This window comes from Bradyrhizobium sp. S3.7.6 (assembly GCF_054061875.1).
The window spans coordinates 8,604,350-8,630,377 of record NZ_JBSSEQ010000001.1; the positions used below are offsets into that span (position 1 = coordinate 8,604,350).

The window sequence follows — 26,028 nt, forward strand, 5'->3', positions numbered from 1 at the left end:
GGTGGGCACGGCGCGTTGCGCCTTTGCCCACCCTACGGCAGCGAGACTACGGCTTCCTCAAAAACACGAACTCCGTGTCGTCATACGCCCGCCGCTCCAATTCCTCGAAACCTTCCGGCGTCACGAACTCCGCAGCCTTAGCCTCTTCCACCACGAGCAGCGCGCCCGGCGTGAGCCAGCCACCATCGCGCAAGCTCGCAAGCGCCTTCTCCGCAAATCCCTTGCCATAGGGCGGATCGAGGAACACCAGCGAGAACGGCTCGACGGGATGCGCAGGGCCGAGATCGGTCGCATCGCGGCGATAGACCTTGGTCACGCCGCCAAGGCCGAGCGTCTCGACATTGTTGCGCAACAGCGCGCGCGCTTCCGCGCCGTTGTCGACGAACAGTGTGAACTTTGCGCCGCGCGAGGACGCCTCGATGCCGAGCGCGCCGGTGCCGGCGAAGAGATCGAGCACGCGCGCATCCTCGATCGGATCGTCATAGGCGTGCACGAGGATGTTGAACACGGACTCGCGCAGGCGGTCCGCCGTGGGGCGGATGTCGCGCGAGGACGGTGAGGCGAGATTGCGCCCCTTCAAACGACCGCCGACGACGCGCAATCAGTCCTCCCGCGGCGTCAAATCGCGCTTGCCGTGATAGCCGCGCTTGGGGCGGCGCGGCGGGCCGTAGCCGTTGGCCTCGGACTCGTTGCGCTCGCGCGCTTCCTCGCTGCCGGTGCGCTGTACCAGCACACGGCGGCCCTTGCGATCGTTGATCACGTCACGCTTGCTGGCGGGCTTCTTCTCGCGTGGCGCTTCGCCGTCGGGTGAAGAAGATTTCTTCGGCACGTCGAACTGCGCGCCCGACTTCTCGATCACCTTGTCGCCGAGCTGATCACGCAGCACGCGCGACTTGATCTCCTCGACCTGGCCTTCGGGGACCTCGCCGAGCTGGAACGGTCCGTAGGACACGCGGATCAGCCGGTTCACTTCGAGCCCGAGATGGGCGCAGACGTTGCGCACCTCGCGGTTCTTGCCTTCGCGGATCGCGAACACCAGCCAGACATTGGCACCCTGATCACGCTCCAGCGTCGCCTCGATCGGGCCGTATTTGACGCCTTCGACCTCGATGCCTTCCTTCAATTGATCGAGCTGGGCCTGCGTGACGTCGCCATGGGCGCGAACGCGGTAGCGGCGCAGCCAGCCGGTGTCCGGCAGCTCGAGCGTGCGCGCGAGCCCGCCATCATTGGTGAGCAGCAGCAGGCCTTCGGTGTTGAAGTCGAGGCGGCCGATCGAGATCAGCCGCGGCAGGCCTTCGGGCAGATTGTCGAACACGGTCGGACGGCCCTCAGGGTCGTCATGCGTGGTCATCAGGCCGCGCGGCTTGTGGTAGAGGAACAGCCGCGTGCGCTCACGCTCCGGCAACGGCTTGCCGTCGACAGTGACGACATCGTTCGAGGTGATGTCGAGCGCCGGTGAATTGATGACGCGGCCGTTGACGGAGACGCGCCCCTGCGTGACCATCTCCTCGGCGTCGCGGCGCGAGGCGAGGCCCGCACGCGACAGCACTTTTGCGATACGCTCGCCGGCCTTCTTCGGCTTCGGTGCTTCGTCACGGCGCGGACGGCCCTCGAAATCCCGATCACGGTCACGATAGGCGCCGCGACCGCCGAAGGCGGGGCGCTTCTCGAAGATCCTGCTCTCATCCTCGTTTTCACGGCGCGGACGGTCGCCGAAGCGGCCTTCGTTGCGCGGATGCTCGTGCCAGTCGGAGCGGCCCTCAGAGCGCTCGCGCGGACGATTGAATTTGGGACGGTCACCGCCGCGTTCGCCATCGCCATCACGACGGGGCCGATCGAATTTCGGACGGTCGTCGCGCGGGCGATCGAACTTGGGTCGATCGAACTTGGGCCGCTCGCGGAACGGACGATCGCCGGACGCGCGATCGTCGCGCGAGCGCGAGAAACGCGGACGGTCATCGCCGCCACCCTGCCGATCGTCGCGCTTCTGCCAGGGCTTGTCTTCGCTGCGGTCGCGGCCGCCGAAATCCTTGCGCGGACCCTTGCTGAAGTCCTTGCGCGGCGGACGATCGCCACGCGGACCCGCGTCGCGCTTCTGCCACGGCTTTGAATCGCTGCGCTCGCCGCGATCGCGCGGGCGGTCGCCGAAGTCGCGCGGGCGGTCGCTGCGATCCCCACGGTCGCGCTCGCGATCCGGTGCGCCGCGCGAAAACTTCCGCTCGCCGTCGAACTTGCGTTCCGGGCGGTCGCCACGCGGCGCGTAGGGCCGCTTGTCGCCGAACTTCTTGTCACCGAACCGGCCGGCGGGACGGGAATCGTCGCGATCCCGGCTGCGCGGCGGACGGTCGTCACGGCCATAGGACGGACGATCACCACGCGGCTTGAATGGCCGCTTCTCGCCATCGCGCGAGCCGCGATCGGAGAACGGGCGGTCGCCGCGCGGCTTGAAGCTGCGCTCGCCGCGCTCCTCACCACCACGGTCGTCGCGCTTGAATTTCGGACGGTCGCTGAAATCGCGGCGCGGGGCATCGCCCTCCTCGCGGCGGCGGAACGGACGATCCCCGCGGTCGGCGCGAGGCGGACGGCTGTCGCGGTCGCCACGGGGCGGGCGGGCGTCGCCCCTGCCCTCAGGGCCGCGCTTGGCGAATTTCTTCTCAGGGCCACGCGGCTTGCCGGACCGGCCCTTGGGCGGGCCTCCCCTTGCCGGGCCTCGATCACGCCGGCCGCGGGAATCGTTGTCTTTGTCGCTGTCGCGAGGCATGAATAATCTCACTTAGGGGGTGGCCAGAAAGCATTGTGCGCGCTCGTTTCGAGCCGCATGCTCAGGCAAATCCGGTATTCACTCTTGCTGAAGGCGGAGCTACTAGCAGGTTTCTGACGATGATACGAGGCTTGAAAGCCCCCTCTTTCATGGATTTGGCGCTCAAAACGGCCGAAAATGCCGGAAAGGCGGGCGAAGTTCCGATCGGATGCGTCGTGGTCCGCAATTACGAGGTCATCGCCACCGCGGCGAACCGGACGCTGACCGATTACGACCCGACCGCCCATGCCGAGATCATTGCGCTGCGCGAGGCCGCCAAAAAGATCGGCAGCGAGCGCCTGGTCGACTGCGACCTCTACGTGACGCTGGAGCCCTGCACCATGTGTGCGGGCGCGATCTCCTTTGCAAGGGTCAGGCGGCTCTATTACGGCGCCGCCGATCCCAAGGGCGGCGCGGTCGAGTCCGGCGTGCGGTTCTTCGCTTCGCCCACCTGCCATCATGCGCCGGACGTCTATTCCGGGGTCGGCGAGAGCGAGGCGGCGCGGCTGCTCAGGGACTTCTTTCGGGAGCGGCGGTAGATTCACATATTCCGCCGTCATGCCCCGCGAAGGCGGGGCATCCAGTACGCCGCGGCCTATCGATCAACCACCACCGTCTCGGAGTACTGGATCGCCCGGTCAAGCCGGGCGATGACAGTTGTGTGTGTCGCGACAGCTTAGTTCAGCCTGCGAAGAACTCGCGCAGCGCCTTTGCGGTGGCGTCCGGGTTCTCCTCGGTGAGGAAATGGCCGGAGTCCACCGGCATGCCGTCGACGTTGGTCGCCCATTGCTTCCACGTATCGAGCGGCGTCGCGGCGGCCTGGGCGATGCCCGCGCCACCCCAGAGGGCCAGCATCGGCACCGTGATCTTCTTGCCGGCCTCGAAATCGGTCTTGTCTAGGTCGTAATCGAAATAGGCGCCGGCGCGGTAGTCCTCGCACATCGCATGCACGCGGGCGGGATCGCGGAACGGGGCGATGTAATGTTCCAGTGCGCGCTCGTCGATGGCGTCCAGCGTCTTCGACTTGGTCTGGCTCGCCATCTTGAAGCGCAGGAAGAACTCGCCATTGCCCGAGATCAGCGTCTCCGGCAGCGGCGCCGGCTGGGCGAGGAAGGTCCAGTGATAGATCTTCAGCGCGTAGGCGCGGTTCATCCGCTCCCAGTAATTATAGGTCGGCAGGATATCGAGCACCGCAAGGCGCGACAGCCGGCCGGGATGATCGAGCGCCAGCCGATACGACACCCGGCCGCCGCGGTCGTGGCCGGCAAGCGCGAAGTGGACGTGGCCGAGTTGCTCCATCGCCTCGACCATGGCCTTGGCCATCGCGCGCTTGCTGTAGGGGATGTGCTGCGCATCGCTCTCGGGCATGTCGGACCAGCCATAGCCCGGCAGATCGGCAATGATCAGCGTGAACTTGTCGGCGAGCTGCGGCGCCACGCGGTGCCACATCACGTTGGTCTCGGAGAAGCCGTGCAGCAGCAGCAGCGGCGGCCCCTTGCCGCCGACGCGGGCGAAGATGCGGCCGAAGGAGGTGTTGACCCACTCGGAGCCAAAGCCCGGATAGAGGTCGGCGAGATCGGACATCTTCTGCATCCATATCTGGTCAGTCCTGTCTGGTCAGTCCTGGGCCGCCTCAAACAAAAATGTCGAAAACAACCCCATGCACAGTAGCACGGTCGTCACCTGTGAGGGTTGCTACCCCCAACAGGCGATTGCGCAATTTTGGAATGTCGATGTGGCGGGGCGGAGGCACGCGGCAATCTTGATGCCACCATGCGTGTATTCCGGAAAAAAGCCTGTCAGCCCCGGGCCTTCTCGGCTTCCACCGCCTGCCAGCCGATGTCGCGGCGGCAGAAGCCTTCCGGCCAGTTGATGCGGTCGACGGCCTGATAGGCACGCGCCTGCGCCTCGGTCACGGTCTTGCCGAGCGCGCACACGTTGAGCACGCGGCCGCCATTGGCGAGGATCGCGCCGTCCTCCTCGACCGTGCCCGCATGGAATATCTCGGCGGTCTCGACCTTGGCGGCGTCATCGAGCCCTTCGATGCGCGTGCCCTTCTGATAGTCGCCGGGATAGCCCTTCGCCGCCATCACCACGGTGAGCGCGGAGTCCGGATGCCAGCGCAGGTCGAAGTGCTTAAGCTCCCCGTCGCAGGAGGCGAGGAACGCCGGCACGATGTCGGATATCATCCGCAGCATCAGCACCTGACACTCGGGATCGCCGAAGCGAACGTTGAACTCGAACAGCTTTGGGCCATGGGTGGTCAGCATGATCCCGGCGTAAAGTATGCCGCGGAACGGCGTGCCGCGCTGCTTCATGCCGGCGACCGTCGGCAAAATGATCTTTGCCATGATCGCATCGTGGATCGCGGGCGTGACCAGCGGCGTCGGCGAATAGGCGCCCATGCCGCCGGTGTTCGGGCCGACGTCGTGGTCGAACACCCGCTTGTGGTCCTGCGCGGAAGCGAGAGGGATGGCGGTCTCGCCGTCGCACAGCGCGAAGAAGCTGATCTCGCGGCCCGGCAGAAATTCCTCGATCACGACCTCGGCGCCGGCATCGCCAAAGGCGCCCTCGAACATCATGGCGATGGCGTCCTCGGCCTCGCGCACGGTCTTGGCGACCACGACGCCCTTGCCGGCGGCAAGGCCGTCGGCCTTGACCACAATCGGCGCACCCTGGCTCTGCACGTAGGCACGCGCATCATTGGCGTTGGTGAAGCGCTTGTAGGCGCCGGTCGGAATGCCGAATTCGGTGCACAGCGCCTTGGTGAACCCCTTGGAGCTTTCAAGCTGCGCCGCCACCCCGCTCGGCCCGAACGCCTTGATGCCGGCGGCGGTGAGGTCGTCGACGATGCCGGCGGCCAGCGGCGTCTCCGGGCCGACCACCACGAGCTCGACCGCATTCGTCTTGCAGAAGTCGATCACCGCGGCATGGTCGGCGACATCGAGCGCCACGCATTCCGCCTCCCGCGCGATGCCGGCATTGCCGGGCGCGCACCAGAACTTGGTCACCAGGGGGGAGGCTGCGATTTTCCACGCCAGGGCATGTTCGCGGCCGCCGGAACCGAGCAGGAGAATGTGCATCGAGGGCTCAGAATAAGGGGTTTGCTGGTGCCGGAGGTCGCACGAATCGCCGCGGGTCTCAAGGGGAAACGCCCCGAACTCCCCGTCATTCCGGGGGCGCGGCGAAGCCCGCTTTCCTTCTCCCCTTGCGGGAGAAGGTGGCGCGAAGCGCCGGATGAGGGGTATCTATCCACACGCATAAAAGCTCGTGGAGGCAGCCCCCTCACCCGAGTGAGCCTGCGTCCACCGGCGGAGATGCCCTCTCCCGCAAGGGGAGAGGGCACAACAATCTGCACCGCGTCAGCGACGCCCGAGAACGACAATCGCCGCTACACCTGCTTCCCCGCAATGATCTCCTGCAGCGTCGCGACATGGCGTGCGAAGGCGCCGCGGCCGGCGGCGGTGGCGGTGACCGTGGTCTGCGGTTTCTTGCCGACGAAGGCCTTGTCGACCGAGACGTAGCCCGCCTTCGCCAGCGTCTCGATGTGTGCGCCGAGATTGCCGTCGGTGGCGCCGGTGAGCTTTTTCAGCCTCGAAAATTCCAGACCTGCAGTCGCAGGCAGCGCGTTCAATGCCGCCATGATCTTGAGCCGCAGCGGCTGGTGGATGATGTCGTCGAGCTCGGCCATGCGCTAGATCCGCCGCATCCAAAGGCCGCCGAGGATCAGACCGCCGCCATTGACGAACGCCATCCAGAGCGGGAACGCCTCTCCGATGTAGAAGAACCCAATCAGTGTCAGCGCAGCGATGCCAAGACCGATCGCGACGAAGGCGTAGCCGAACCAGAGACCCGCCAGCGTATAGAACAGCATGAAGTAGAGCGGCCAGAACGCGCCGAGCTGGCGTGGACCGAAATGGCCGACGACGTTGGTGCAGAGATAGCCGAAGGCGAAGAACAGCACGAAGACCAGAACGAGCCTGACATCGAAGGCGGCACCATGCGGACGGGGTGATGGATTGAGCAACCGGATTCCGACCAGACCGCCGACGCCCAGAACGTCCACGGCAACCCAGGCGTGGACCGCGTAGACCGGCCAGAGCCAGGTCACGAGATTGCCTGCGAACACCAGGACTCCCCACCAGACCGCTGCGAGGCTTGCGAGCTCGTAGAGCTGCGATTGCTTCACGCGCTGGACGATGTCGTCGATGTCGGCCAACGCTGCAGACGCCTCCTTGCTGTCGATCATGACTGGCCTGCTCCGCGCGTTGCCACGTCCTCGGCGATTGCATTGACCGCCTTCGGGTTGGTGACCATGCCCATGTGATTGACGCCGTCGATCATCTTGACGTCGACCGACGGCTTCACCGCCTGCACGGTCTCGGCATATTTGTCCGAGATCATCATCTCGTCCTCGGCACCGCCGAAAATCGTCATCGAATGAGTCACCGCCGGAAAATCGAGGCGATAGCCGCGCGTCGCAAAGTTGCGCATCAGGCGATCGGAATAGGTCGGCACCAGGATCCGCTCCGAGTTCGGCGGCACGGCGAAGGCGAGCACTGGAAGCTGCGAACAACAGTCGATGCCGAGCTTGCGCAGCGCCGCCAGCCCGAAGTAGCGCGGAAGGTCAGCATTGGCCCAACCGCCGGCGTGCGGTTTGTTGGTCGGCGCGTCGTAGCCGAGATAGGGCGCAATCAGGACGGTGCGGACGAACAGGTCCTGCATGATCGGCGTCGCGGCAACGCGCAGCGAGAAGCCGGCGCCGGCGGAATGGCCGATCAAGGTCAGTGGCAAATCGGGCGCGCTCTTGCGGACATGGGCGACGAAGTCGACCAGATCGTCCTCGAGCTGGCCGACATAGCCGATATCACCGCGCGTGCCGGAGGCGCCGTGGCCGCGCGTATCGAGTGCCCAGGTCTCGACGCCGTGCGCGGCGAATGCTGCCGTCAGGGCATGGTTCACGGTGCCGGAGGAACCGGACGATCCATGGATGAAGATGGCGCCGCGGTCGGTGGCCGTCCCCTTCGGCGCGTAGTGCCGGAAGCCAAGCCAGGTACCGTCGCGGGCCTGGAACCGCTCCAGCGGCGGGAGGGTGGACCAGTCGATCCCCTTGGCGGAGTCCGAGACTGAGCGCATCTCCGCAGGTCGTTCCAGCGGCGTCGCGATCAGGGCGGTGAGCAGCAGCGCGACTGCGCCAACCGCGCACAGGCCCCATTTCAACAGGCTTAGAGAACCTCGCAGCAGCCGCATCGCCATCGCAAACTCCCTCGAACTGATCATCGATAGAGAACTCTATATTACAGAGTACTCTTCATATCAATCCCCGGATTGGCGCTGCGCCGCGAAAATCCTTAACGTCGGGTCTGACCCCAAAATGCCGAATCGTTTGCCGATGCCGCCTGCGGAACCACTGCTCAACGCCCCCGAATTCACCGTCTCCGAGCTCTCGCAGTCCCTGAAGCGGACGGTCGAGGACGCCTTTGGCCATGTCCGGGTCCGCGGCGAGATTTCCGGTTTCCGCGGCGCCCACTCCTCCGGCCACTGCTATTTCGCGCTCAAGGACGAGAGCGCCAAGATCGAGGCGGTGATCTGGAAGGGCGTGCACGGGCGGATGCGCTTCAAGCCCCAGGAAGGGCTCGAGGTCATCGCCACCGGCAAGCTCACGACCTATCCGGGCTCCTCAAAATACCAGATCGTGATCGAGGCGCTGGAGCCGGCTGGCATCGGCGCGCTGATGGCGCTGATGGAGGAGCGCAAGAAGAAGCTCGCCGCCGAGGGCCTGTTCGACGAGGCGCGCAAGCAGTTGCTGCCCTGGCTGCCGGAGGTGATCGGCGTGGTGACCTCGCCGACCGGCGCCGTCATCCGTGACATCCTGCATCGGCTTGAGGACCGCTTTCCCCGCCACGTGCTGGTGTGGCCGGTCAAGGTGCAGGGCGAAGGCTCGGCCGAGCAGGTCGCAGCCGCGATCCGCGGCTTCAATGCGCTGCCCGAGGGCGGCAAGATTCCGCGGCCCGATGTGCTGATCGTGGCACGCGGCGGCGGCTCGCTGGAGGACCTCTGGTCGTTCAACGAGGAGATCGTGGTGCGGGCGGCAGCCGAGAGCATGATCCCGCTGATCTCGGCGGTCGGGCACGAGACCGACATCACGCTGATCGACTTCGTCGCCGACAAGCGCGCGCCGACGCCGACGGCAGCGGCCGAGATGGCGGTGCCGGTGCGCAGCGACTTGTTCGTCGAGGTCGCCGATCTCGCGCGGCGCACCCGCGCCTATTGGCAGCGTGCCCATGAGAGCCGCCGCAGCGAGCTGCGCGCCGCCGCGCGCGCCCTGCCCGCGGCGGGCGATCTGCTCGCAATCCCGCGGCAACGGCTGGATTCGGCGGGCGCGTCGCTACCCCGCGGCCTCAAGGCCAACACGCATGCGCATTTCCGCCGGTTTACCGCGGCGAGCGCAAAGCTGACGCTGCGGGTGCTGCACGGGCAGATTTCGCAGGCCGATCACCGCCTCACCGTGTGCGGCGAGCGGCTCGGCCTGTCCGCGCGCTCGCTGCTGCGGCAACGGCGCGACCGTTTCGCCGGGCTGGAGGTGCGCTTGCGCGCCTCGAAACTTTCGAATGCACAGGCGCAGCGCAACGCAATTGCCCGCCAGCGCGAGCGCACGCATCGTCTGGCCGAACGCGCCAACCGCGCGCTTGTCACGCTGTTGCAGCGATTGGATGCCCGCATCGAGAACAGCGGCAAGCTGCTCTCGGCGTTGTCGTATCGCGGCGTGCTCGCCCGCGGCTTTGCTCTGGTACGGGACGAGGCCGGCCATCCCTTGCATTCGGCCGACGCGATTGGTCCCGGCGCACGCGTCGAGATCGAGTTTGCGGACGGCCGTGTCGGTGCGACGGCGGATGCGGATCGTGCAGTTCCGACGGCAAAGCGTGCGTTGGCGCAAGCAAAGCCGGCCGCGCAAGACGCAAAACCGGCGCCGAAGCGCGTGGCGAAGCCGGTGGATCAGGGCAATTTGTTCTGAGGCGCGAGGGCGGCGTTCCGCCCTCGGTGTCATTCCCCGCGCAGGCGGGGAATCCAGTACGCCGCGGCTTCTCGGTGACTCACGGACGTCTCGGAGTGCTGGATCGCCCGGTCAAGCCGGGCGACGACACCGACTGTGTGGTGCACGCATGCAGCCCCAACCACGTCATTGCAGCCCGTCCTACCGGCAGGACAATCCCGCGTCGATCGTGGTCCAGAAGCCGCAATGTTCCGGCGCGATCATCGGCGCGCCGGCGTGGGCTTCGAACAGGAAGATCGCGACGGTGAAGACGATCAGTGCGGATGAGAACAGGACGAAGCGGTTGCGCATGAGGACTGCGTTTAATCGACATCGTGGTCGAACTAAGGCGCCGTCACCTGCTGAAACCGCCGCGACACGCGATACGTAGATTCACGGTCGGCCATACTCCGTGCAGGGCGGTGGTCGATGCGGGGCTGTCCGCCAGATTTGTTCCTCGGGCGGCCCCGCTTCCGCCTTCGCTCTATCGAGCTACGGCGGGACAAGCCCGCTCCATCCGGGCTACAGGACCGCCCTCACCGCGCCAGCCACTCCGCGACTTCCCGCTGCGACTCCGCGCGCGCCTCTGCGTCCGTGCCGAGATGGCCGTGCTCGGGCGCGGCGGCGTCGGTGGTACCGGCAGCTGCATGCAGCGGCGTATTGGCGCGGTCGAAATCGTGATAGGCGCCGGGATAGACCACGATGCGCGTGAGCGCGCTGCGGCCGCGCGCACCATCGACCATCTGGCGGCAGGCCGGCGGCGACGAGACGTCGTCATTGGCGCCGATCAGCACCAGGGTCGGCACCCGCGCGCTCCAGCCGAGGCCGGCGGAGATCCGGCAATCCGGATAGAACGCGATCGCCGCGCGAAAATCCGGCCCGGCTTCGCGCGCGGCGCTCTGCGGACGCACCGCCCAGAGCAGCGCGCTGGCACCGTTGGCCCAGCCGATCAGGCTGACGCGGTCGCGCGCGACCCAACTCTGCTTCATCAGCCAGGCGCGCGAGGCCGCGATGTCGGCGACGCGCTCGCGACGTGCCTTGATGTGCATCTCCTTGACGCGGCATTGCGGCCCAAGCTCGCGCGAGCCGTAGCTGTCGGGCAGCAGCACGGCATTGCCGGCCTTCAGCAATTGCAGCGCCCAGTCGCGATAGCGCGGCAGCACCGATTCTGAATGATTGCCGAGGCCGCCGCAGCCGTGCAGCGCGATCACGGTCGGAAACGGCCCCTCGCCTTCGGGCTTGTAGAGCTGCCCATGCAGGATTCCGGACGACAGCGGAATGTCGACCTGCTGCGGCGCCGGCGCGGCGTGCGCGGCCGACATCAGCAGCATCAGGAACAGGGCGGTCAGTCGAAGGCGCATCGGATTCTGCCGTGGAAGATGCCGGAACCGGCCATCCCTCGCGCGAAGCACTATCATGCGGAAACGGCGGCAAAACATCACAAACCGGTGGGTTTACCGGGCGGACAAGCCACCCTATCTATGCTAAATCCCGTCCAACACATCGTGCCCTCCAGGGTTTTCCACGGAGAGGCCTTCCACGGAGACTTTCGACCGTGCTGAACAAGTTCGGCCCCTCGGGCCATGGCGAAGCGCAGGTGCAATATCTCGACGGCGATTTCCGCGTGATCTCGCCGGGGACCTTCGTGCGCTGCGCGATCACCGACACGCGGATACCGCTCGACGAATTGAAGTACTGGAGCGTGGACCTGCAAGAGGCCTACGCCACGCCCGCCGCCGTGCTGCAGCGGCATTTCCCCGGCGCGCTGAAGCCGCAGCCGTGAGGCCGCGCCTGCGCTTCTATTGCTGTTCAGTGGCATCTCCGCCCACGCAGGTCTTGATGAAGGTCTTCCTGGGCTCGCCGACGACCTTCTGATCGATCGCCTGCTTGAGGCAATCGACCCGCGCCTGCGCCATGCAGAGCTGCATCTGGTCGCGCTTGTCCTGGCCCTTCAGGCTTTGCGTCGTCGCAAGACATGTGACGCGCTTGGTCGCGGGGACTGGCACCGTGCTGGTTGGAGCAGCGGGAGCCGTCGTCGGCGCCGTCTGCGCAAACACGGGCGCAATGATCAGACACACAAGACTGGCAGCGACGGCTGCGGATGGCAGTTTCATCGGATTCTCCTGATCGTCTGGAACCGATAGGCGTCTTGCGATGAATGTCGGCTGAATGGCAGGCTGCTGCAGGGTGAGCAAAGTGTAGCTGTCCTGCCGGCATCGCACGAGCGGCACAGCCTTTCGCGCAGCATGAGGATGGAGACGATGTTCGTGCGCACCTGAACTGCAGGCCTTACCGCCGAAATGATCTCCGTCGTGCCGATCTGCGTTGCATCGAATCGCGCTTGCACTCCGTGGTAAGTCACTTCGCGCTGTAGTTGGATTTTTCGCTGCGGTTCGGCGCCCTCAAGTTGTTTGACGAAGTCTTGGTGAAACAGAGCGCTGCTAAAGTGCGCGTTAGGTAATTAGCCCTGCTGCTTTGCCGCACAGACCATCAAGTCAACCAAACGACCATTGAGCTTTGGAATTGATGCAGTCTGTGAACGGGCTCACATCGGAAGAGCCATCTGACGGGCTACGATCACCTCGAAAATTCGCGGTGGATACTTTTTAAATCGAAAGTCAACGATGGGGGTGATCATGCCCACCATACTAGACATGCTCTATCGTGAATATTGCCGCGCCCGCCTCGCTGAAATGCGGAAACAGCTTCTGATCATAGCTCAACGCTCTGAAGCTTCCGAAGCGCATCATCATCTTGCGGATCAGGGTGACGATGAGAGGACGGACGCACAACGCAAGACCGGTCGCGGCGTGCCGCATTGAAGCGGCCCGAGACCGGCGAACTCTCCCGCGTAGCAGTGACCAAGCAATTGGCGGCAGTTTGGGAGCAAGCGATGAATACACCCGAATGCTATACTGTCATGGTGGCCTGCGTCTCGTGCCTGACCATCATCGGAATGATGGCTGTTGGAGCCTGGTGAGGGGACTGACCGCTGAGCCGGGATTGCATGCCCTTGACGGGTCCGCTGGCAAGCACGTTCAGTCGGACCTGTGGCGCCGGACACAGCACGCGCCCTCCGCATCGTCCGTCGATAGACGCCGGAAGGCCTTCGCCTCGCCTCAGCGCGCAGACCTGCTTTTTGCTGTGAGGTAAGCGTTGCCGCCGCCCGATACGATTGCGGCGGCATCGCTTGAGATCCGGATGTCAGCCTCCGGGCGGACTATACGAAGAGCGCAGCTTCGCCGCGTTCTGGCGGACCTGCTTGATCTCGTCCTGCGTGAACAGCCGGGTCAGTTTCACGTTCTGCAGGGTGCCCACCGTGACGGTCAGACCGGAGATGGCCGGAGCCGTGCTCGGATCAGGCACATCGAAAATCACCAGAACGCCCGGACCGTCGGCAGCAACGCTGTACATCGAAATCAGCTTGCCGCCGGCCGCTTCAATGAGTTTTGTCGCCGCCTCCTGGCGATTGATCGTGGGGTTTTCCAAAATGGCGTTGAGAGCGCGTGGTGTATATTGTCCAGTGAGGCAAAAATGCATGGCATGTTCTCCTCTGAGCTTTTGGCAATAACTCTCCGGCCGTTCCGAACTGATCGTAACGGTCTCGCATCTGAAATGATGATGGTACGTTGCCCGCCGTGGGCATAAACGCCGCCGATGATTGCCGGGAGTTCGGCACGTCCCGGTGACGGCTCTCATGCGAGGCTACATCAACTCCCGAACGTGCGGAAGACAATTCATCCGCCGCGACATGTCGCCCCGGTCAATTGTCGCATATCGCATGGCGCGCGGTGTTGGGCTACGGCGGAGCGCTTTGCCCACGCCAAGAAATCATCAAGACATCATCGCCTGCCGAACCGCCGCTCGCGCGCCCTGTAGAGATGATCGCTGATCAATTGCCGGAGCGCTGCCGGATCATCGAATTCGAGCTGCACCGCGAACGGCACGATGCCGTCGGGCACGCCCTCGCGGCCGCGCAGGCGCGCAAGATCCTTTTCCGTCGTCACCAGCGTGAGCTGCTCGCGCTGCGCCTCCGCTGCGAGCGCCGCGATCTCGTTCTGCGAAAACATGTGGTGATCGGCAAAGGGGCGCGTGCGCGCGACCTCGATGCCGCAGGCACGCAAGCTGCGGAAGAAACGCGCGGGATCGCCGATGCCGGCGAACGCAAAGACTCGATTGCCGAGGAGTTGCGCGACCGAGGCCGCATCCGGCTTCAGGCGCGCGCGCAGCTCCGGCTTGTTGCGCTTCGCAAGCTCCGCCGCGACATCGTTGGCGGCATGGCCATTGCCGATCAGCACCAGCGCATCGGTGCGCGCGAGCTGCGCCTTCAGCGGCGCGCGCAAGGGACCGGCCGGAAACACCTTGCCGTTGCCGAGGCCGCGCTCGCTGTCGATCACGATCAGGGAGGCGTCCTTCAGCAGGCGCGGGTTCTGGAAACCGTCGTCCATCAGGACCACGGTCGCGCCCCGCGACTTCGCGAGCGCAACGCCTTCGAGACGGTCGTGCGCGACCACGACAGGAACGTCGCGCACCATCATCAGCGGCTCGTCGCCGATGTCGGAAGCGGTGTGACGCTCGCGATCGACCATGACCGGACCCTTGAGGCGCCCGCCATAACCGCGGCTGAGCACCACCGGCGTCTCGCCGAGCTCGCGCAACAGCTTTGTCAATGCGAGCACGGTCGGCGTCTTGCCGGCGCCGCCGACATGGTAGTTGCCGACGCAGATCACGGGGATGCCGGCGTCAAAGCCCTGGCGCAGCATGCGCCGTTCGGTGATCGCGCCATAGAGCAAGCCCAACGGCCGTAACGCATGAGACTTGAAGGAACGCGGCCGGTACCAGAAGGCCGGCTCACGCATTGGCGGCCCCCATCTCGATGGTAAGCTGCAACAGATAGGGCTCGAGCGCCGTCATGGTGCGATTAAGCGCACCGCCGAGCTCCTCGACCACGCCTGCGCCGGCGCGCTGCATCCCGTCGCGCACGGCGGCATCGGCCAGCAACTGGCCGAGCTGCTTGACCAGCGCCTCCTGTGTGTCGGCCTGGCGCGCGCCGCCGCTGCCGTCGAGCGCCTCGTAGACATCGGCGAAGTTGAAGACGTGCGGACCATGGACGATCGCGGCGCCGAGCTTGATCGCCTCGATCGGATTCTGGCCGCCATGGCGGATCAGCGATCCGCCCATGAACACGACCGGCGAGAGGCGGTAGAACAGGCCGAGCTCGCCCATGGTGTCGGCGACATAGACGTCGGTCGCGGCCGTCGGCAATTCCTCGCGCGAGCGCAACGCCGGCTTCAGGCCCGACGCCGTGATCAGGCCCGCGATCGAGGTGCCGCGATCCGGATGCCGCGGCACGATCACGGTCAGAAGCTGCGGGAAGAAACCGACGAGGCTGCGATGCGCCGCGACCAGCATCTCGTCCTCGCCCGGATGGGTCGAGGCCGCGACGATGATCGGGCGGCCGCGCGTTATCGCCATCAGCCGCTCGAGCTTGGCGGGATCGGCCGGCGGCGCGGCCACGTCGAGCTTGAGATTGCCCGTGGTGACCACGTCGCGGCCGCCGAGCGCGGAGAAACGTTCAGCATCGGTCTTCGATTGCGCCAGGCAGATGTCGAACCGCGACAGCAGCGCCGAGATGGTGCCGTACATCCGCCGCCAGCGCGGGAAGGAGCGCGGTGACATCCGCCCGTTGATCAGCACCATCGGCAGGCGGCGCGCGGCGCCCGCCAGGATCAGGTTCGGCCACAAATCGGATTCGATGAACAGCGCCAACGACGGCTTCCAGTGATCGAGGAAGCGCGCGACATAGCGCGGGGAATCATACGGCACGTATTGATGGATGACGTCGGGCGGAAAGCGCTTTGCGACGACGGCGGCGGAGGTGACGGTGCCCGAGGTGAGCAGGATGCGCAGATTGAGGTCGCGCAGGCGCTCGATCAGCGCGGCTGCGGCGAGCACCTCACCGACGCTGGCGCCGTGAATCCAGACCAGGGGGCCGTGCGGACGCACGTCCCGGGACAGGCCCCGCCGCTCGCCGACGCGGGCGGGATCCTCCTTGCCCTGCTTCAGCCGCCGCTTGATCAGCGCCGGCGCAAGCGGCACCAGGCCCGAGGCCAGGCGCCGGTACATCCGCAGCGTTATCGGCAGCGAATTAGCCATCTTGGGGCCCCGGACGGCCGAGTTGCGCGTATGCGCGGCGGGTCGCCTCGTTCAAGGTCTCTTCCAGCTCCAGCCGCAGCGCTTCCATGGTGGCGGCGTCGGCATCCGGCGGCACGTGGATTTCCTTGATGCCGACCAATGCGCCCCGCCCGAACGGCAGGTTGATGGTGGTGCGGTCCCAGTTCTTGAGCCGGATGAAGCGGCTGGTCGCCATCGCGAAAGGCATGATCGGCCGCCCCGATTCCCGTGCCAGCATGATGATGCCGAGCCCGGCCACGCGCGAGCGCTTGGGGACATCGGCGGTCAGCGCGACATTACAACCGTCCTGGAGCGTGTGCACCATTTCCCTGAACGCGCCCACCCCGCCCTTGCGGTGGAAGGCGCCGCCGTGGTCACCGGAACCACGGATGAGGCCGATGCCGAGCCGCTCGACGGCGATCGCGTTGAACTCGCCGTCGCGATGCCGCGAGATCAGGACCTTGGCCCGGTAGGACTCCTTGGTCTTGATGAAGGGCGTGAGGAAATGCTGGCCGTGCCAGAAGGCGAAGATCGCGGGGATCTGCGGCTCGACGATGTCATAGACGTCAGGCGGATCGAACGTGAATTTGTTGGTCCGCCAGACCAGGCGCAGATATTCGGCCGCCAGAACCCCGACGGCACGCTGAAACCAGCTGCTTCGCAGCGTATTGCGAAGCAGTTTTTTCAACGCGCCGGTTCTTGATTCGGGTCGAGCAACCGATGGAGATGGACGATGAAGTAGCGCATCTGCGCGTTGTCGACCGTGCTCTGCGCCTTGGCGCGCCAGGCGACGTGAGCGGACGCATAGTTCGGATAGAGGCCGACGACCTCGACGTCATCGAGGTTCTTGAAGGTGTTGTGCTCGAGATCGAGCAGTTCGCCGCCGATGACGAGATGCAGCAATTGTTGCGGGGCACTATCTGGCATGGGTTCTGTTCCTAACGGGCTGCCCGGCAAAGCAGTGTTCGAGAAGCACGACGGACGCACTCAGGGCAAGGGACGATTTCGAAAATGCGCGACGATGCCCGCATGACGATCGCGACCCGCTGCCACCAGCACCCCGTGCGTGACTTCCCGGCGGTTATAGAGGATGGGATCTCCGGAGAGGTCGCTCATCCTACCATCCGCTTCCTGCACGATCAAATCGGCCGCCGCAAGGTCCCAATCATGGCTGTTGCCCCCGGCAAAAGCCGCATCCAGCACGCCATCGGCGACCCGGCACAGGCGCAGCGCGAGCGAACCGATTCGCGGATGCAGCTTGATGTCGCCGCCAGCAATATTGAGCCGCTCGACCATCGGCTTCGGGCCGGCGACGCGGGAGAAGTCGAGCGCGGATCCGGACGCCGCCCGCACGGCTTTGCCGTTGAGCGTCGTGCCCTGCCCGCGGGCCGCGAAGAAGAACTCGTCGGTCGCGGGCGCAAACACCGCAGCCAGCACCGGCGAGGCATCCTCGACCAGCGCGACGCTGACGCACCATTCGTCATGACCGCCGAGATAATTGCGGGTGCCGTCGATGGGATCGACCACCCAGGTCCGCCGCCGCGACAGCCGCACCTCGTCGTCGGCGCTCTCCTCGGACAGCCAGCCATAATCGGGCGTCGCCGAGCGCAGGCGCGCTTCGAGCAAATCGTTGACGGCAATGTCGGCTTCCGACACCGGCGAGGACGCGCCCTTGGTCCACGTCCTCAATTCGGTGCGGAACATCGACTGCGCGAGGCTGCCTGCCTCCCGCACCGCGTCCTGCAGCAGCGCCGCGTCGCGCGTCAGGATGGTTTCGTCAGTTGCATGCGCGTCAGCGTCCGCCAAGCGTCAAACCCTCGATGCGCACCGTCGGCGCATTGATGCCGTAGCGGAACTCGAGATTGTTCGCCGGCTGCATCGACTTGAAGATCTCGAACAGATGGCCCGCGATCGTGACTTCGCTGACGGGATAGGTCAGCTCGCCATTCTCGATCCAGAAGCCGGAGGCGCCGCGGCTGTAATCGCCGGTGACGCCGTTGACGCCGGAGCCGATCAGGTCGGTGACGTAGAAGCCCTGCTTGATGTCGGCGATCAGCTCGGCCGGGGTCGGCGTGCCCGGTTCGAGATGCAGATTGTACGGCCCGGGCGACGGCGAGGACGAGACGCCGCGATGGGCGTGGCCGGTGGTGGTGAGGCCGAGCTCGCGCGCGGTCGCGCAGTCGAGCAGCCAGGTCGTCAGCACGCCCTCGTCGACCAGCGCGATCTTCTTCACCGCGACGCCTTCGGCATCGAACGTCTGCGAGCGCAGGCCGCGCTTGCGCAGGGGATCGTCGATGATGCGGATGTTCCTGGCGAACAGCTGCTGGCCGAGCTTGTCCTTCAGGAAGCTGGTCTTGCGTGCGATCGAGGCGCCGTTGATGGCACCGACGACGTGGCCGACCAGCGAGCCCGCAACGCGCGGATCGAACACGACCGGCACCTTGCAGGTCTCGACCTTGCGCGGATTGGAACGCGCCACGGTACGCTCGCCGGCGGAACGGCCGACGATTTCCGGCGACAGGAGATCGGCGCCGTGCGGCGCCGAGGTGAAGTCGTAATCACGCTCCATGCCGGTGCCTTCGCCCGATATCGCGGTCGCTGAAATGCCCTGGCTGGAACGCAAATAAGAACCATGAAAGCCGGTGCTGGTGACGAGCACCATGCCGCCCATGCCGGCGGAGGCGGAGGCGCCGCCGGACTTGGTCACCCCCTTCACGGCGAGCGCGGCAGCCTCGGCTTCGAGCGCGCGGCGCTCGAGCTCGGAGGTCGCGGGCACGTCGGGATCGAGCAGATCGAGATCGGGGAAGTCGCGCGCCAGCAGCGCGGGATCGGCCAGGCCGACATATTTGTCGTCGGGCGCGACGCGCGCCATCGCAACCGCGCGCTCGGCAAGCTTGGTCACGGCATCGCCGCTGACGTCGTTGGTCGAGACCACCGCCTGGCGCTGGCCGACCAGCACGCGCAGGCCGACATCGTCGCCCTCGGAGCGTTCGGATTCCTCGACGCGCCCGTCACGCACCTCGACGCCCTGCGAGACGCCGCGCACGGCGACGGCATCGGCCGCATCCGCACCGGCGCGCTTGGCCGCCTCGACCAGCCGCTGCGCGAGATCGGAGAGCGCGGTCTGATCGAACAGGTCGCGATTGGCTTTGGACGAATCCTGGGGCGAAAGCGTCGAGCTTGGTGAAGGGTTCACAAACGAAATCCTGTTGCGGCGGGAGGTTTCGGGGCGATACCGGCCCTGAACACCAGATGTGCCCAATTGGTACGGACTTCAAGCGTTTTCAGCCCGCAAAAAGCTCAGATTCGCAAGTCTAGCGCAACGTCTCGTCAATCATGCGTGCCAAGGTCTTGTCAATCATGAGCGGCGGTGACGCTGGATTAACCAGCCTTTTTAAGTGGTTTCGGAACGGCGCGCGCTAAGGTCCTCGCATCGACCGGGAACATAATCCCGGCGGGGAGAACTAAAGCCGTGAGGCGTCAAACAGCAACAAGCGGGATCGCTCCCGCCGGGTCGGGCCGCAGCTTGCGGCTCGACCCTCTTTCCCTTCCGGTCCGCTTCGATGCGCACGATCCGCGCGCCGACGGATACACCAGGCAGATCGAGCTTCATCGCGAGCGTGTCGTGCTGCGCCGTGCCGTCCGCGGCATGCAGATGGCGATCAACGTCCGCGTCAGCGACTTCATCGGCGTTGCGTTGCGCGGCAATGACGAGGCGCAGACCCTCGTCCTCGTGCATCGCGATCCCTCGCTGTCCGTTCCGCTGCTGGTCAGCAACGATGGCGACGAGCTCGCCGAGGCCTGGGCGATCTGGAGCGAGCTGTTTGCGCTTCCGCAGCTCGACGAAGGTGCCCGCAAGCCGACGCCGCGCCGTCGTCGCGCCAACGCGATCCGCGCCCGCCGTCCGAAATTCCTGATGCGCCGGCGCACCGCCATGACGCGCGAGCTGTCGGTTCATCAGGGCGAACGCGAGATCATCGCAAGGAATTGAACGGCACGCACAGTGCCGTAGGGTGGGCAAAGCGAAAGCGTGCCCACCTTTTTTATCTCAATCCCGGGAAGATGGCGGGCACGGCGCAAGAGCGCCTTTGCCCACCCTACGGGCTACGCCGCCCGCATCACCGCGTCGACCAGCAATCCCGCAAACAGCAGGAAGCCCGCATACTTGTTCGAGAAGAACAGGCGCTTGCAGAGCAAGGGGTCGCTGATATCGAGCCGCACGATCTGCGAGGCCAGATGCACGGCGAACGCCGCAAGCCCGAGCCAGGCCGGCCAGCGCGCATCGCCTGAGGCCAGCGCGACGCCGATCAGCATCACCGCAAGCCCGTAGAACAGGATCAGCGCCTGGTGCGTGTGCGCGCCGAACAGCCGCGCGGTGGATTTGATGCCGATCAGCGCGTCGTCCTCGGCGTCCTGGTGCGCATAGATCGTGTCATAGCCGATCACCCACGAAATCGATCCGGCATAGAGCACCAGCGCGGTCAATTCGATGCGCCCGAAGGTGACGGCAAATCCCATCAGCGCGCCCCAGGAGAAGGCGAGGCCGAGCACGATCTGCGGCCACCAGGTGATGCGCTTCATGAAGGGATAGATCGCGACGATCAAAAGCGAGGCGATGCCGGTCAGGACTGCGAAGCGGTTGAATTGCAGCAGCACCACGAGACCGGTCAGCGCCTGCGCGACCATGAAGGCCAGCGCCTGCTTGGTCGTCACCTGGCCCGACGGCAGCGGCCGCGAGCGGGTGCGCTCGACCTTGTCGTCGAGATCCCGGTCGGTGATGTCGTTCCAGGTGCAGCCTGCTCCGCGCATGACGAAGGCGCCGATGAAGAACAGCACGATGGTGAGGGGCAGGCCGCGGACATCATGCGCCATGCCCGCCGCGAGCGCCGCCGACCACCAGCACGGCATCAACAGGAGCCAGGAGCCGATCGGACGATCGAAGCGGGACAAGCGCAAATAAGGCCGCGCCCATTGCGGCGCAAGCGTATCGACCCAGTTGCCGGTGGAATCGGCAACGCGGGCGGATGTATCACTCATCGGGTGAGGACGTTGCCGTTGAGCGTATCGAAGGTGCTGCCGCCCTTCTTGCCGGCATTGGCTTCAGGCGCCGAGCCCGAGCCCAGCACCTCGCTCAGCGACGGACCGGCCGGACCGCGCGGCTGGTTCTGCATCTGCTGCGCGACGTTGCAGACCTTCGTCGCCATGGCCTCGGTGTTCTTGTGGCCGTCCTTCATCTGCGCGCTGACCTGCGCCGGAATCCCGCACTTCGAAGCGTTGACCTCGATGTACTTGATCATCTTGGTCTCAGCCTGGCTGAAATTGCGAATCAGCTTGCAGGCTTCGTCCGGCGAGGCGTGACGATCGCTCGCGGCCTTGATCAGCTTGCCGCGCTTCTCGGCTTCCTCGCGCAGCGGCATGAAGGTTTTCATGCAGTCCTCGCCGGGACCGCCTTGCGTCGGCGGGGCGGCGCTGAAGGCACCTGCGCCACCGACGGGCGCGGCGCCGTTCACGGGAAACGATCCTTGGGGCGCTGCACCGACCGAAGCGCTCGGCGCCGAGCCGTTCACGGGCGGAAACGCGGAACTGGTTGGGGCTTGGCCAGGCAGCGGCGCAGGGAAGCCCTGCGCGTGGGCACCCGCGGCGCCCAAGGTGACCATGGCGGCAGTGATCGGAACCATCAAATGACGGATCATCAAGGCAGTCTCTCCGGCAGGAGCTTACGGGGCTTGGCGTCTTCCCAATTGAAGCGCAACCAGCGTGCTCGCGATTTTACGATTCCCGCCGGCCCTTAACAACCCGTCGAATAGGGCAAGAGCGCGGCGCGCCGACGCACCGATTTGGCAATATTTACCCCCGAAATGGCGGCTTTCGGTTAATAACGGCGGCAAATTGGACCTTTGAACGATGCCCTCCCACGATTTTCGTGCCCCCCGCCTGTTTGTCGATGTCCCCCTTGCCCAGGACGCCAGGGTTCCGCTCGACCGCGACCAGAGCAATTATCTCGGCAATGTGCTGCGGCTTACCGCCGGGGCCGAGGTTTTGGCGTTCAACGGCCGCGACGGCGAGTGGCAGGCCGCGATCGAAGGCCGCAAGCGGCCGGACGGCCTCGTCATCCTCCAGCAGGCCCGGCCCCAGGACCGGCTCGCTGACCTCACCTACGTCTTTGCCCCGCTCAAGCATGCCCGGCTGGACTACATGGTCCAGAAGGCCATCGAAATGGGCGCTGCCACGCTTCAGCCGGTCCTGACCCGCTTCACCCAGGCCTCCCGGGTCAACACCGAGCGGATGCGCGCCAATGTCGTCGAGGCCGCCGAGCAATGCGGCATCCTCAGCATCGCCACGGTCGCCGAGCCGGTGCCGCTGGACCGGTATCTCAGTCAGCGCCCTGCCGACCGGCTGCTCATCTTCTGCGATGAAGCGGCGGAGGTCCAAAACCCCATTCAGAGCCTGCAAGACGCGCGCGAAGCCGGACATGACCAAGGCAGCGTTGGCATCGACGTGCTGATCGGCCCCGAAGGCGGCTTTGCCGAGGAGGAGCGCGCCCTGCTGTTGCGGCAGCCGAAAATCCTGCGGCTGGCGCTGGGACCCCGAATCATGCGGGCCGACACGGCCGCGGTGGCGGCGCTGGCGCTGGTGCAGGCGGTGCTGGGCGACTGGGGCGGCACCTAACCTAGTCAGGCGAACCTAAGGTCGATTCACGCGCGGCGGCTCTACAGGTTCGCGCTTTAGATGACCTCTCGCTTCGACCGATGCAGGGTCTCGGACGGCAGCTCTCCGAAAGCCGCCCTATAGCTCGCTGCGAACTCGCTCAGATGCCAGAAGCCATGGCCGATTGCGCAGGCCTTCACACTGCGACGAGCCGGGCCGGTGCGCAGCTGCTTTCGTACCGACCAGAGGCGCAAGACCCGGCTGTAGCGATGAGGGCTCATGCCGCAGATGGCCTGCGTCGCACTCTGGAGGGTCCGAACGGACACTCCCACCCGCTCTGCCAGTTCGGTCGTCTTGTGCCAGATCGCGAGATCGTGGCGGATCAATCGTTCCATCTCTGCGACGATCCGCTGATAGCTGTCCGTCGTGGAGTGCATGGGCCCGCGCTTCACGTTGGACCGAATGGCAGCATCCATTGCGGCGAACAGGGATTGTTCGACCGCCGTTCGCGACGTCGGCTCGTTCAGGAAGTCTGGATCATGTGCCGCGGTTTCAAGCGTCGTGGAAATCGAGCCATGCAGGGAGGCAAGTACTTCCGATGCCGGACTCAGCAAATGATAGCCGTCATCCAGCTGAGACCAGGGCTCGCGCTCGGGCGGGCTGAAATAGGCGACAGCCCACAAACGCCCCGCCGGCTCATAGACCAGGCAATCGGATCTCCCCTTGAGAACGAGTATGGAGCTGCCAATTGATTGCCCGTTGATGCGGGTGGAGGTCACATGGTCCATCGGCACCGCCACCGCGATGGCGTGCGCCAGATCATAACCGCGGATGATCCGCGGGAAGGTCTTCACCAGAGACAGCGTCAGGACCGGCAGGCTGAGCTGGGCACGCTTGATTGCAGTCGCCCCCGCCGACAGCGGCATGCTGGATGCGCCGGCATATCTCTCACTCTCTCCGAAATGATCGATGTCGTACGATCGGAGCTCGAGAGCCGCGGATGGCTTGAGGCCCTGAAACGACAGCAAGCCGTCTAATGCTGTTCTTTGCGTTCCATCGCGAGCAGTATCGAGAAGGCTTTGATCCATATCCTGCCGCTTACTTCGCCTTCCTTGTCGATGCAGCGCCCTTGGGGGCACGCAGATCATCCGGCCCGTTGATGCCGGCGCGCTTGAGATCGCGAAGCAGTTTTGTGAGCAGCAGCATATTAGTCTTCTGCAGTTCGTGATTGTTTCCAAACCTGAATGCGTTCTGCTCGGTCACGATGAGCCCGGCCTTGGTTTCGGCGAGAATCTTTCGTCTCTTAAGTCCCGTCACGCGACGGCGAACCGTCTCGAGCGGCAGGCTGAGGAAGCGAGAGAGCGCCGCGCGGGACACCCCTTGCTTGATCGCATCCGGCTCGACCGCGTGAATGCTGGAGAATCTCTCGTCCAGCGACGGATCGTTCATCACATTGATCACGTTTGCGTTGAGAATCGCATGAACGATCAATAGGTCCAGCGGATCGAATTCGTCGTAGTGCCGGAACAGCTCGCTGATCGAAAACAGCATATAGGCCAGCGTGTGTCGCGAGACCGTCCGGATAGCATCTGATGCATTGCGCATGAATCGAAACCAACATTCACATTGTAAGCGAAGGCAGCAGCGAACGGGTCATCCGCCATACCCAATATGAGTATGCGACGACTTGCCTGTCCTCCTCAATTTCTCAATGTGACGTTGAGCTTGCGGTTGCTGCATTGAGTCGCATGCCCGGACAGGAATCAGCGACGGGCAATGAGGCTGTCGCGCAGGACGACATGGCCATGGACGACGATGTTGCATCGGACAGGCGGCGACGCGAGGAGCTAGGGCTCATCAAGGCATTTCTCGGCATAAGGGACCCGAGCAGGAGGCAGAGAATTCTCGAGCTTGCCGAGGAGCTCGCAGATCACGCCGCGTCCGAAACCGCAGGGATTGCCTTCGCCTCGACCGATGCATCGCTTGGCGATGCGCCCAGAGATCTCCCTGGCCAAACTGAGTGAAAGCCAGGCCCCTCCCGCCCTAGGTATTAAAATACCTAAAATACTTTCTGACAGATCGCTGCGTCCCGCCTCCAAAGCCGTTAAGCGATTGATCCTTTGGAGGTCGAAACCGCTTTCGCGCCATGCTAAGGCCTGCGCCAATTCGCCTCCCTTCTTTCGCCCTGCCCGGTTCCACCGGGACGATGGACCCCTGTTATGACCGCGACTGCCACCTCAAATGCTGCCGGCTCCGCCGCCTGGGCGGACACGCTGCTCTTGTCGTTCGCGCAGGCCGGCTATGTCAGGGCCGAGCCCGCGATCCTGCAACCGGCCGAGCCGTTCCTGGACCTCTCCGGCGAGGACATCCGCAAGAGCCTGTACCTGACGACGGACCTGTCCGGCGAAGAGCTTTGCCTGCGCCCGGACCTGACCATTCCCGTCGCCCGCGACTACCTCACCTCGAGCCGCGCGGGCCAGCCGGCCGGGTTCAGCTATCTCGGCCCGGTGTTCCGCTACCGCAGCGGCCAGGCCAGCGAATTTCTGCAGGCCGGCATCGAATCGTTCGGCCGCCAGGACCGCGCCGCGGCCGACGCCGAGATGCTGGCGCTGGCGCTGGAAGCGACCGCAGCCTTCGGTGTCCGCGATGTCGAGATTCGCACCGGCGACGTGGCGCTGTTCAACGCCCTGCTCGATGCGCTCGACCTCTATCCGGTCTGGCGCCGCCGCCTGGTCAAGGATTTCAACCGCAAGATCAGCCTGGAAAAAGATCTGGAGAAGCTGGCGGCCGCGACCACCGCGACCCGCAGCGAATATGAGGGTGTGCTGGCCGCGCTCGCCGGCTCCGACCGCAAGGCGGCGCTCGCCTTCGTCACCGATCTGATGTCGATCGCCGGCACCACCAATGTCGGGGGCCGCACCACGGCCGAGATCGCCGACCGTTTCCTCGAGCAGTCGACGCTGAAGGGCGGCGCGCTGCCGCGCGAGGCGATCGCCGTGCTCAAGCGCTTCCTGTCGATCGCAGGCAATCCCGACGATGCCGTCGCCGAGCTCCGCGCGCTCACCACGGACGCGAAGCTCGACCTCAGCGCCGCCGTCGACCAGTTCGAAAGCCGGGTCGGCTTCATGGCCGCGCGCGGCATCGACGTGAAGCAGACGCGCTTTTCGACCGCGTTCGGACGCGGCCTCGACTATTACACCGGCTTCGAATTCGAGCTGCATCACAGGGGCAACGGCGCCGAGCCGCTGGTCGCCGGCGGCCGCTATGACGGGCTGATGACCCAGCTCGGATCGGCCGAGCCGATCCCCGCGGTCGGCTTCTCGGTCTGGGTCGACGCGCTGACCCGGATCGGTCGCAAGGTGGGAGCTTAAGT

29 protein-coding genes are annotated in these 26,028 nt (G+C 65.3%); 8 read left to right on the top strand and 21 right to left on the bottom strand.

The annotated features are described in order from the left end of the window. Nucleotides 1–46: 46 nt before the first annotated feature. Nucleotides 47–601 carry a 16S rRNA (guanine(966)-N(2))-methyltransferase RsmD gene (gene rsmD / locus ACVJ5M_RS41535; RefSeq protein ID WP_063985600.1) on the bottom strand — a complete coding sequence of 185 codons (555 nt, stop codon included), beginning with the start codon at nt 599–601 and terminating at the stop codon, nt 47–49. Continuing rightward, complete coding sequence (locus tag ACVJ5M_RS41540) at nt 602–2,761, bottom strand: pseudouridine synthase (RefSeq protein WP_231143639.1); 2,160 nt, start codon at nt 2,759–2,761, stop codon at nt 602–604. A gap of 119 nt (nt 2,762–2,880) precedes the next feature. On the opposite strand from ACVJ5M_RS41540, the gene ACVJ5M_RS41545 reads away from it, so the two are divergent. After that, entirely contained in the window at nt 2,881–3,339 is a 459-nt protein-coding gene (locus ACVJ5M_RS41545) for a nucleoside deaminase (protein ID WP_038945284.1), read from the top strand. Between the two features lie 142 nt (nt 3,340–3,481). On the opposite strand, the gene ACVJ5M_RS41550 is transcribed toward ACVJ5M_RS41545, so the two are convergent. The 5 genes from ACVJ5M_RS41550 to ACVJ5M_RS41570 form a co-directional block, all read right to left on the bottom strand. Continuing rightward, nucleotides 3,482–4,384, bottom strand: a complete 903-nt coding sequence (locus tag ACVJ5M_RS41550; RefSeq protein ID WP_063986702.1) for an alpha/beta fold hydrolase — start codon at nt 4,382–4,384, stop codon at nt 3,482–3,484. 215 nt (nt 4,385–4,599) lie between these two features. Then, nucleotides 4,600–5,883, bottom strand: a complete 1,284-nt coding sequence (purD, locus tag ACVJ5M_RS41555) for a phosphoribosylamine--glycine ligase (RefSeq protein ID WP_063985602.1) — start codon at nt 5,881–5,883, stop codon at nt 4,600–4,602. Nucleotides 5,884–6,191: 308 nt separating this feature from the next. Beyond that, nucleotides 6,192–6,491: a winged helix-turn-helix domain-containing protein gene (locus ACVJ5M_RS41560; protein WP_063985603.1), complete on the bottom strand. Its 300-nt coding sequence runs from the start codon at nt 6,489–6,491 to the stop codon at nt 6,192–6,194. A 3-nt stretch (nt 6,492–6,494) separates the two neighbouring features. Beyond that, a complete protein-coding gene (locus ACVJ5M_RS41565) occupies nt 6,495–7,049 on the bottom strand; it encodes a hypothetical protein (RefSeq protein ID WP_063985604.1) in 555 nt (184 codons plus the stop codon). Beyond that, nucleotides 7,046–8,056 carry an alpha/beta hydrolase gene (locus tag ACVJ5M_RS41570; RefSeq protein ID WP_063985605.1) on the bottom strand — a complete coding sequence of 337 codons (1,011 nt, stop codon included), beginning with the start codon at nt 8,054–8,056 and terminating at the stop codon, nt 7,046–7,048. Before ACVJ5M_RS41570 ends, ACVJ5M_RS41565 begins: the two co-directional genes overlap by 4 nt. A gap of 118 nt (nt 8,057–8,174) precedes the next feature. Between ACVJ5M_RS41570 and xseA the strand changes: the two genes are divergently transcribed. Continuing rightward, entirely contained in the window at nt 8,175–9,815 is a 1,641-nt protein-coding gene (gene xseA, locus ACVJ5M_RS41575) for an exodeoxyribonuclease VII large subunit (RefSeq protein ID WP_084795308.1), read from the top strand. A 180-nt stretch (nt 9,816–9,995) separates the two neighbouring features. Here the strand turns inward: xseA and ACVJ5M_RS41580 are convergent, their stop codons facing one another. Further along, complete coding sequence (locus tag ACVJ5M_RS41580) at nt 9,996–10,145, bottom strand: hypothetical protein (RefSeq protein ID WP_008130160.1); 150 nt, start codon at nt 10,143–10,145, stop codon at nt 9,996–9,998. Between the two features lie 224 nt (nt 10,146–10,369). Continuing rightward, nucleotides 10,370–11,194: a dienelactone hydrolase family protein gene (locus tag ACVJ5M_RS41585; RefSeq protein ID WP_063985607.1), complete on the bottom strand. Its 825-nt coding sequence runs from the start codon at nt 11,192–11,194 to the stop codon at nt 10,370–10,372. 194 nt (nt 11,195–11,388) lie between these two features. Here ACVJ5M_RS41585 and ACVJ5M_RS41590 point away from each other — a divergent pair, with 194 nt between their 5' ends. After that, the gene (locus ACVJ5M_RS41590; RefSeq protein ID WP_014491939.1) at nt 11,389–11,616 is read left to right on the top strand and encodes a DUF2093 domain-containing protein; all 228 of its coding nucleotides are present in this window, start codon (nt 11,389–11,391) and stop codon (nt 11,614–11,616) included. Nucleotides 11,617–11,632: 16 nt separating this feature from the next. Here ACVJ5M_RS41590 and ACVJ5M_RS41595 read toward each other — a convergent pair whose 3' ends face one another. Beyond that, the gene (locus ACVJ5M_RS41595) at nt 11,633–11,947 is read right to left on the bottom strand and encodes a hypothetical protein (RefSeq protein ID WP_063986703.1); all 315 of its coding nucleotides are present in this window, start codon (nt 11,945–11,947) and stop codon (nt 11,633–11,635) included. Between the two features lie 510 nt (nt 11,948–12,457). Here ACVJ5M_RS41595 and ACVJ5M_RS41600 point away from each other — a divergent pair. Beyond that, nucleotides 12,458–12,655, top strand: coding sequence for a hypothetical protein (locus tag ACVJ5M_RS41600; protein WP_223153847.1), 198 nt, complete (start codon nt 12,458–12,460; stop codon nt 12,653–12,655). Between the two features lie 382 nt (nt 12,656–13,037). On the opposite strand, the gene ACVJ5M_RS41605 is transcribed toward ACVJ5M_RS41600, so the two are convergent. From ACVJ5M_RS41605 to ACVJ5M_RS41635, 7 genes are all read right to left on the bottom strand, one after another. Further along, nucleotides 13,038–13,373, bottom strand: a complete 336-nt coding sequence (locus tag ACVJ5M_RS41605) for a GYD domain-containing protein (RefSeq protein ID WP_063985608.1) — start codon at nt 13,371–13,373, stop codon at nt 13,038–13,040. A 302-nt stretch (nt 13,374–13,675) separates the two neighbouring features. Next, a complete protein-coding gene (gene lpxK / locus ACVJ5M_RS41610) occupies nt 13,676–14,692 on the bottom strand; it encodes a tetraacyldisaccharide 4'-kinase (protein ID WP_354099993.1) in 1,017 nt (338 codons plus the stop codon). Beyond that, nucleotides 14,685–15,989: a 3-deoxy-D-manno-octulosonic acid transferase gene (locus ACVJ5M_RS41615; protein WP_063985610.1), complete on the bottom strand. Its 1,305-nt coding sequence runs from the start codon at nt 15,987–15,989 to the stop codon at nt 14,685–14,687. Before ACVJ5M_RS41615 ends, lpxK begins: the two co-directional genes overlap by 8 nt. Further along, nucleotides 15,982–16,695: a lysophospholipid acyltransferase family protein gene (locus ACVJ5M_RS41620; protein ID WP_063985611.1), complete on the bottom strand. Its 714-nt coding sequence runs from the start codon at nt 16,693–16,695 to the stop codon at nt 15,982–15,984. Before ACVJ5M_RS41620 ends, ACVJ5M_RS41615 begins: the two co-directional genes overlap by 8 nt. Next, the gene (locus ACVJ5M_RS41625; protein ID WP_063985612.1) at nt 16,692–16,934 is read right to left on the bottom strand and encodes a DUF4170 domain-containing protein; all 243 of its coding nucleotides are present in this window, start codon (nt 16,932–16,934) and stop codon (nt 16,692–16,694) included. Before ACVJ5M_RS41625 ends, ACVJ5M_RS41620 begins: the two co-directional genes overlap by 4 nt. A 60-nt stretch (nt 16,935–16,994) precedes the next feature. Next, nucleotides 16,995–17,813, bottom strand: coding sequence for a 3'(2'),5'-bisphosphate nucleotidase CysQ (locus ACVJ5M_RS41630; RefSeq protein ID WP_063985613.1), 819 nt, complete (start codon nt 17,811–17,813; stop codon nt 16,995–16,997). After that, nucleotides 17,800–19,203 (bottom strand): TldD/PmbA family protein, encoded by a 1,404-nt coding sequence (locus tag ACVJ5M_RS41635; protein WP_063985614.1) that lies wholly within the window; start codon nt 19,201–19,203, stop codon nt 17,800–17,802. The genes ACVJ5M_RS41630 and ACVJ5M_RS41635 overlap by 14 nt, the downstream gene beginning before the upstream one ends. Nucleotides 19,204–19,479: 276 nt before the next feature. On the opposite strand from ACVJ5M_RS41635, the gene ACVJ5M_RS41640 reads away from it, so the two are divergent. Continuing rightward, nucleotides 19,480–19,998 carry a DUF6101 family protein gene (locus ACVJ5M_RS41640; RefSeq protein ID WP_063985615.1) on the top strand — a complete coding sequence of 173 codons (519 nt, stop codon included), beginning with the start codon at nt 19,480–19,482 and terminating at the stop codon, nt 19,996–19,998. A 113-nt stretch (nt 19,999–20,111) separates the two neighbouring features. Here the strand turns inward: ACVJ5M_RS41640 and ubiA are convergent, their stop codons facing one another. Both ubiA and ACVJ5M_RS41650 read right to left on the bottom strand, forming a co-directional pair. Next, a complete protein-coding gene (gene ubiA / locus ACVJ5M_RS41645; protein ID WP_063985616.1) occupies nt 20,112–21,044 on the bottom strand; it encodes a 4-hydroxybenzoate octaprenyltransferase in 933 nt (310 codons plus the stop codon). Next, nucleotides 21,041–21,700 (bottom strand): hypothetical protein, encoded by a 660-nt coding sequence (locus ACVJ5M_RS41650; RefSeq protein ID WP_063985617.1) that lies wholly within the window; start codon nt 21,698–21,700, stop codon nt 21,041–21,043. Before ACVJ5M_RS41650 ends, ubiA begins: the two co-directional genes overlap by 4 nt. 211 nt (nt 21,701–21,911) lie before the next feature. Between ACVJ5M_RS41650 and ACVJ5M_RS41655 the strand changes: the two genes are divergently transcribed. Continuing rightward, nucleotides 21,912–22,676 (top strand): 16S rRNA (uracil(1498)-N(3))-methyltransferase, encoded by a 765-nt coding sequence (locus tag ACVJ5M_RS41655; RefSeq protein ID WP_063985618.1) that lies wholly within the window; start codon nt 21,912–21,914, stop codon nt 22,674–22,676. Between the two features lie 56 nt (nt 22,677–22,732). Here ACVJ5M_RS41655 and ACVJ5M_RS41660 read toward each other — a convergent pair whose 3' ends face one another. Together ACVJ5M_RS41660 and ACVJ5M_RS41665 are read right to left on the bottom strand one after the other, a co-directional pair. Continuing rightward, nucleotides 22,733–23,581 carry a helix-turn-helix domain-containing protein gene (locus ACVJ5M_RS41660; RefSeq protein WP_223153846.1) on the bottom strand — a complete coding sequence of 283 codons (849 nt, stop codon included), beginning with the start codon at nt 23,579–23,581 and terminating at the stop codon, nt 22,733–22,735. A gap of 172 nt (nt 23,582–23,753) precedes the next feature. Next, a complete protein-coding gene (locus tag ACVJ5M_RS41665; RefSeq protein ID WP_223153845.1) occupies nt 23,754–24,206 on the bottom strand; it encodes a hypothetical protein in 453 nt (150 codons plus the stop codon). Between the two features lie 248 nt (nt 24,207–24,454). Here ACVJ5M_RS41665 and ACVJ5M_RS41670 point away from each other — a divergent pair, with 248 nt between their 5' ends. Beyond that, complete coding sequence (locus tag ACVJ5M_RS41670) at nt 24,455–24,679, top strand: hypothetical protein (RefSeq protein WP_063986705.1); 225 nt, start codon at nt 24,455–24,457, stop codon at nt 24,677–24,679. A 195-nt stretch (nt 24,680–24,874) separates the two neighbouring features. Next, nucleotides 24,875–26,026, top strand: coding sequence for an ATP phosphoribosyltransferase regulatory subunit (locus ACVJ5M_RS41675; RefSeq protein WP_028157923.1), 1,152 nt, complete (start codon nt 24,875–24,877; stop codon nt 26,024–26,026). Nucleotides 26,027–26,028: the final 2 nt, after the last annotated feature.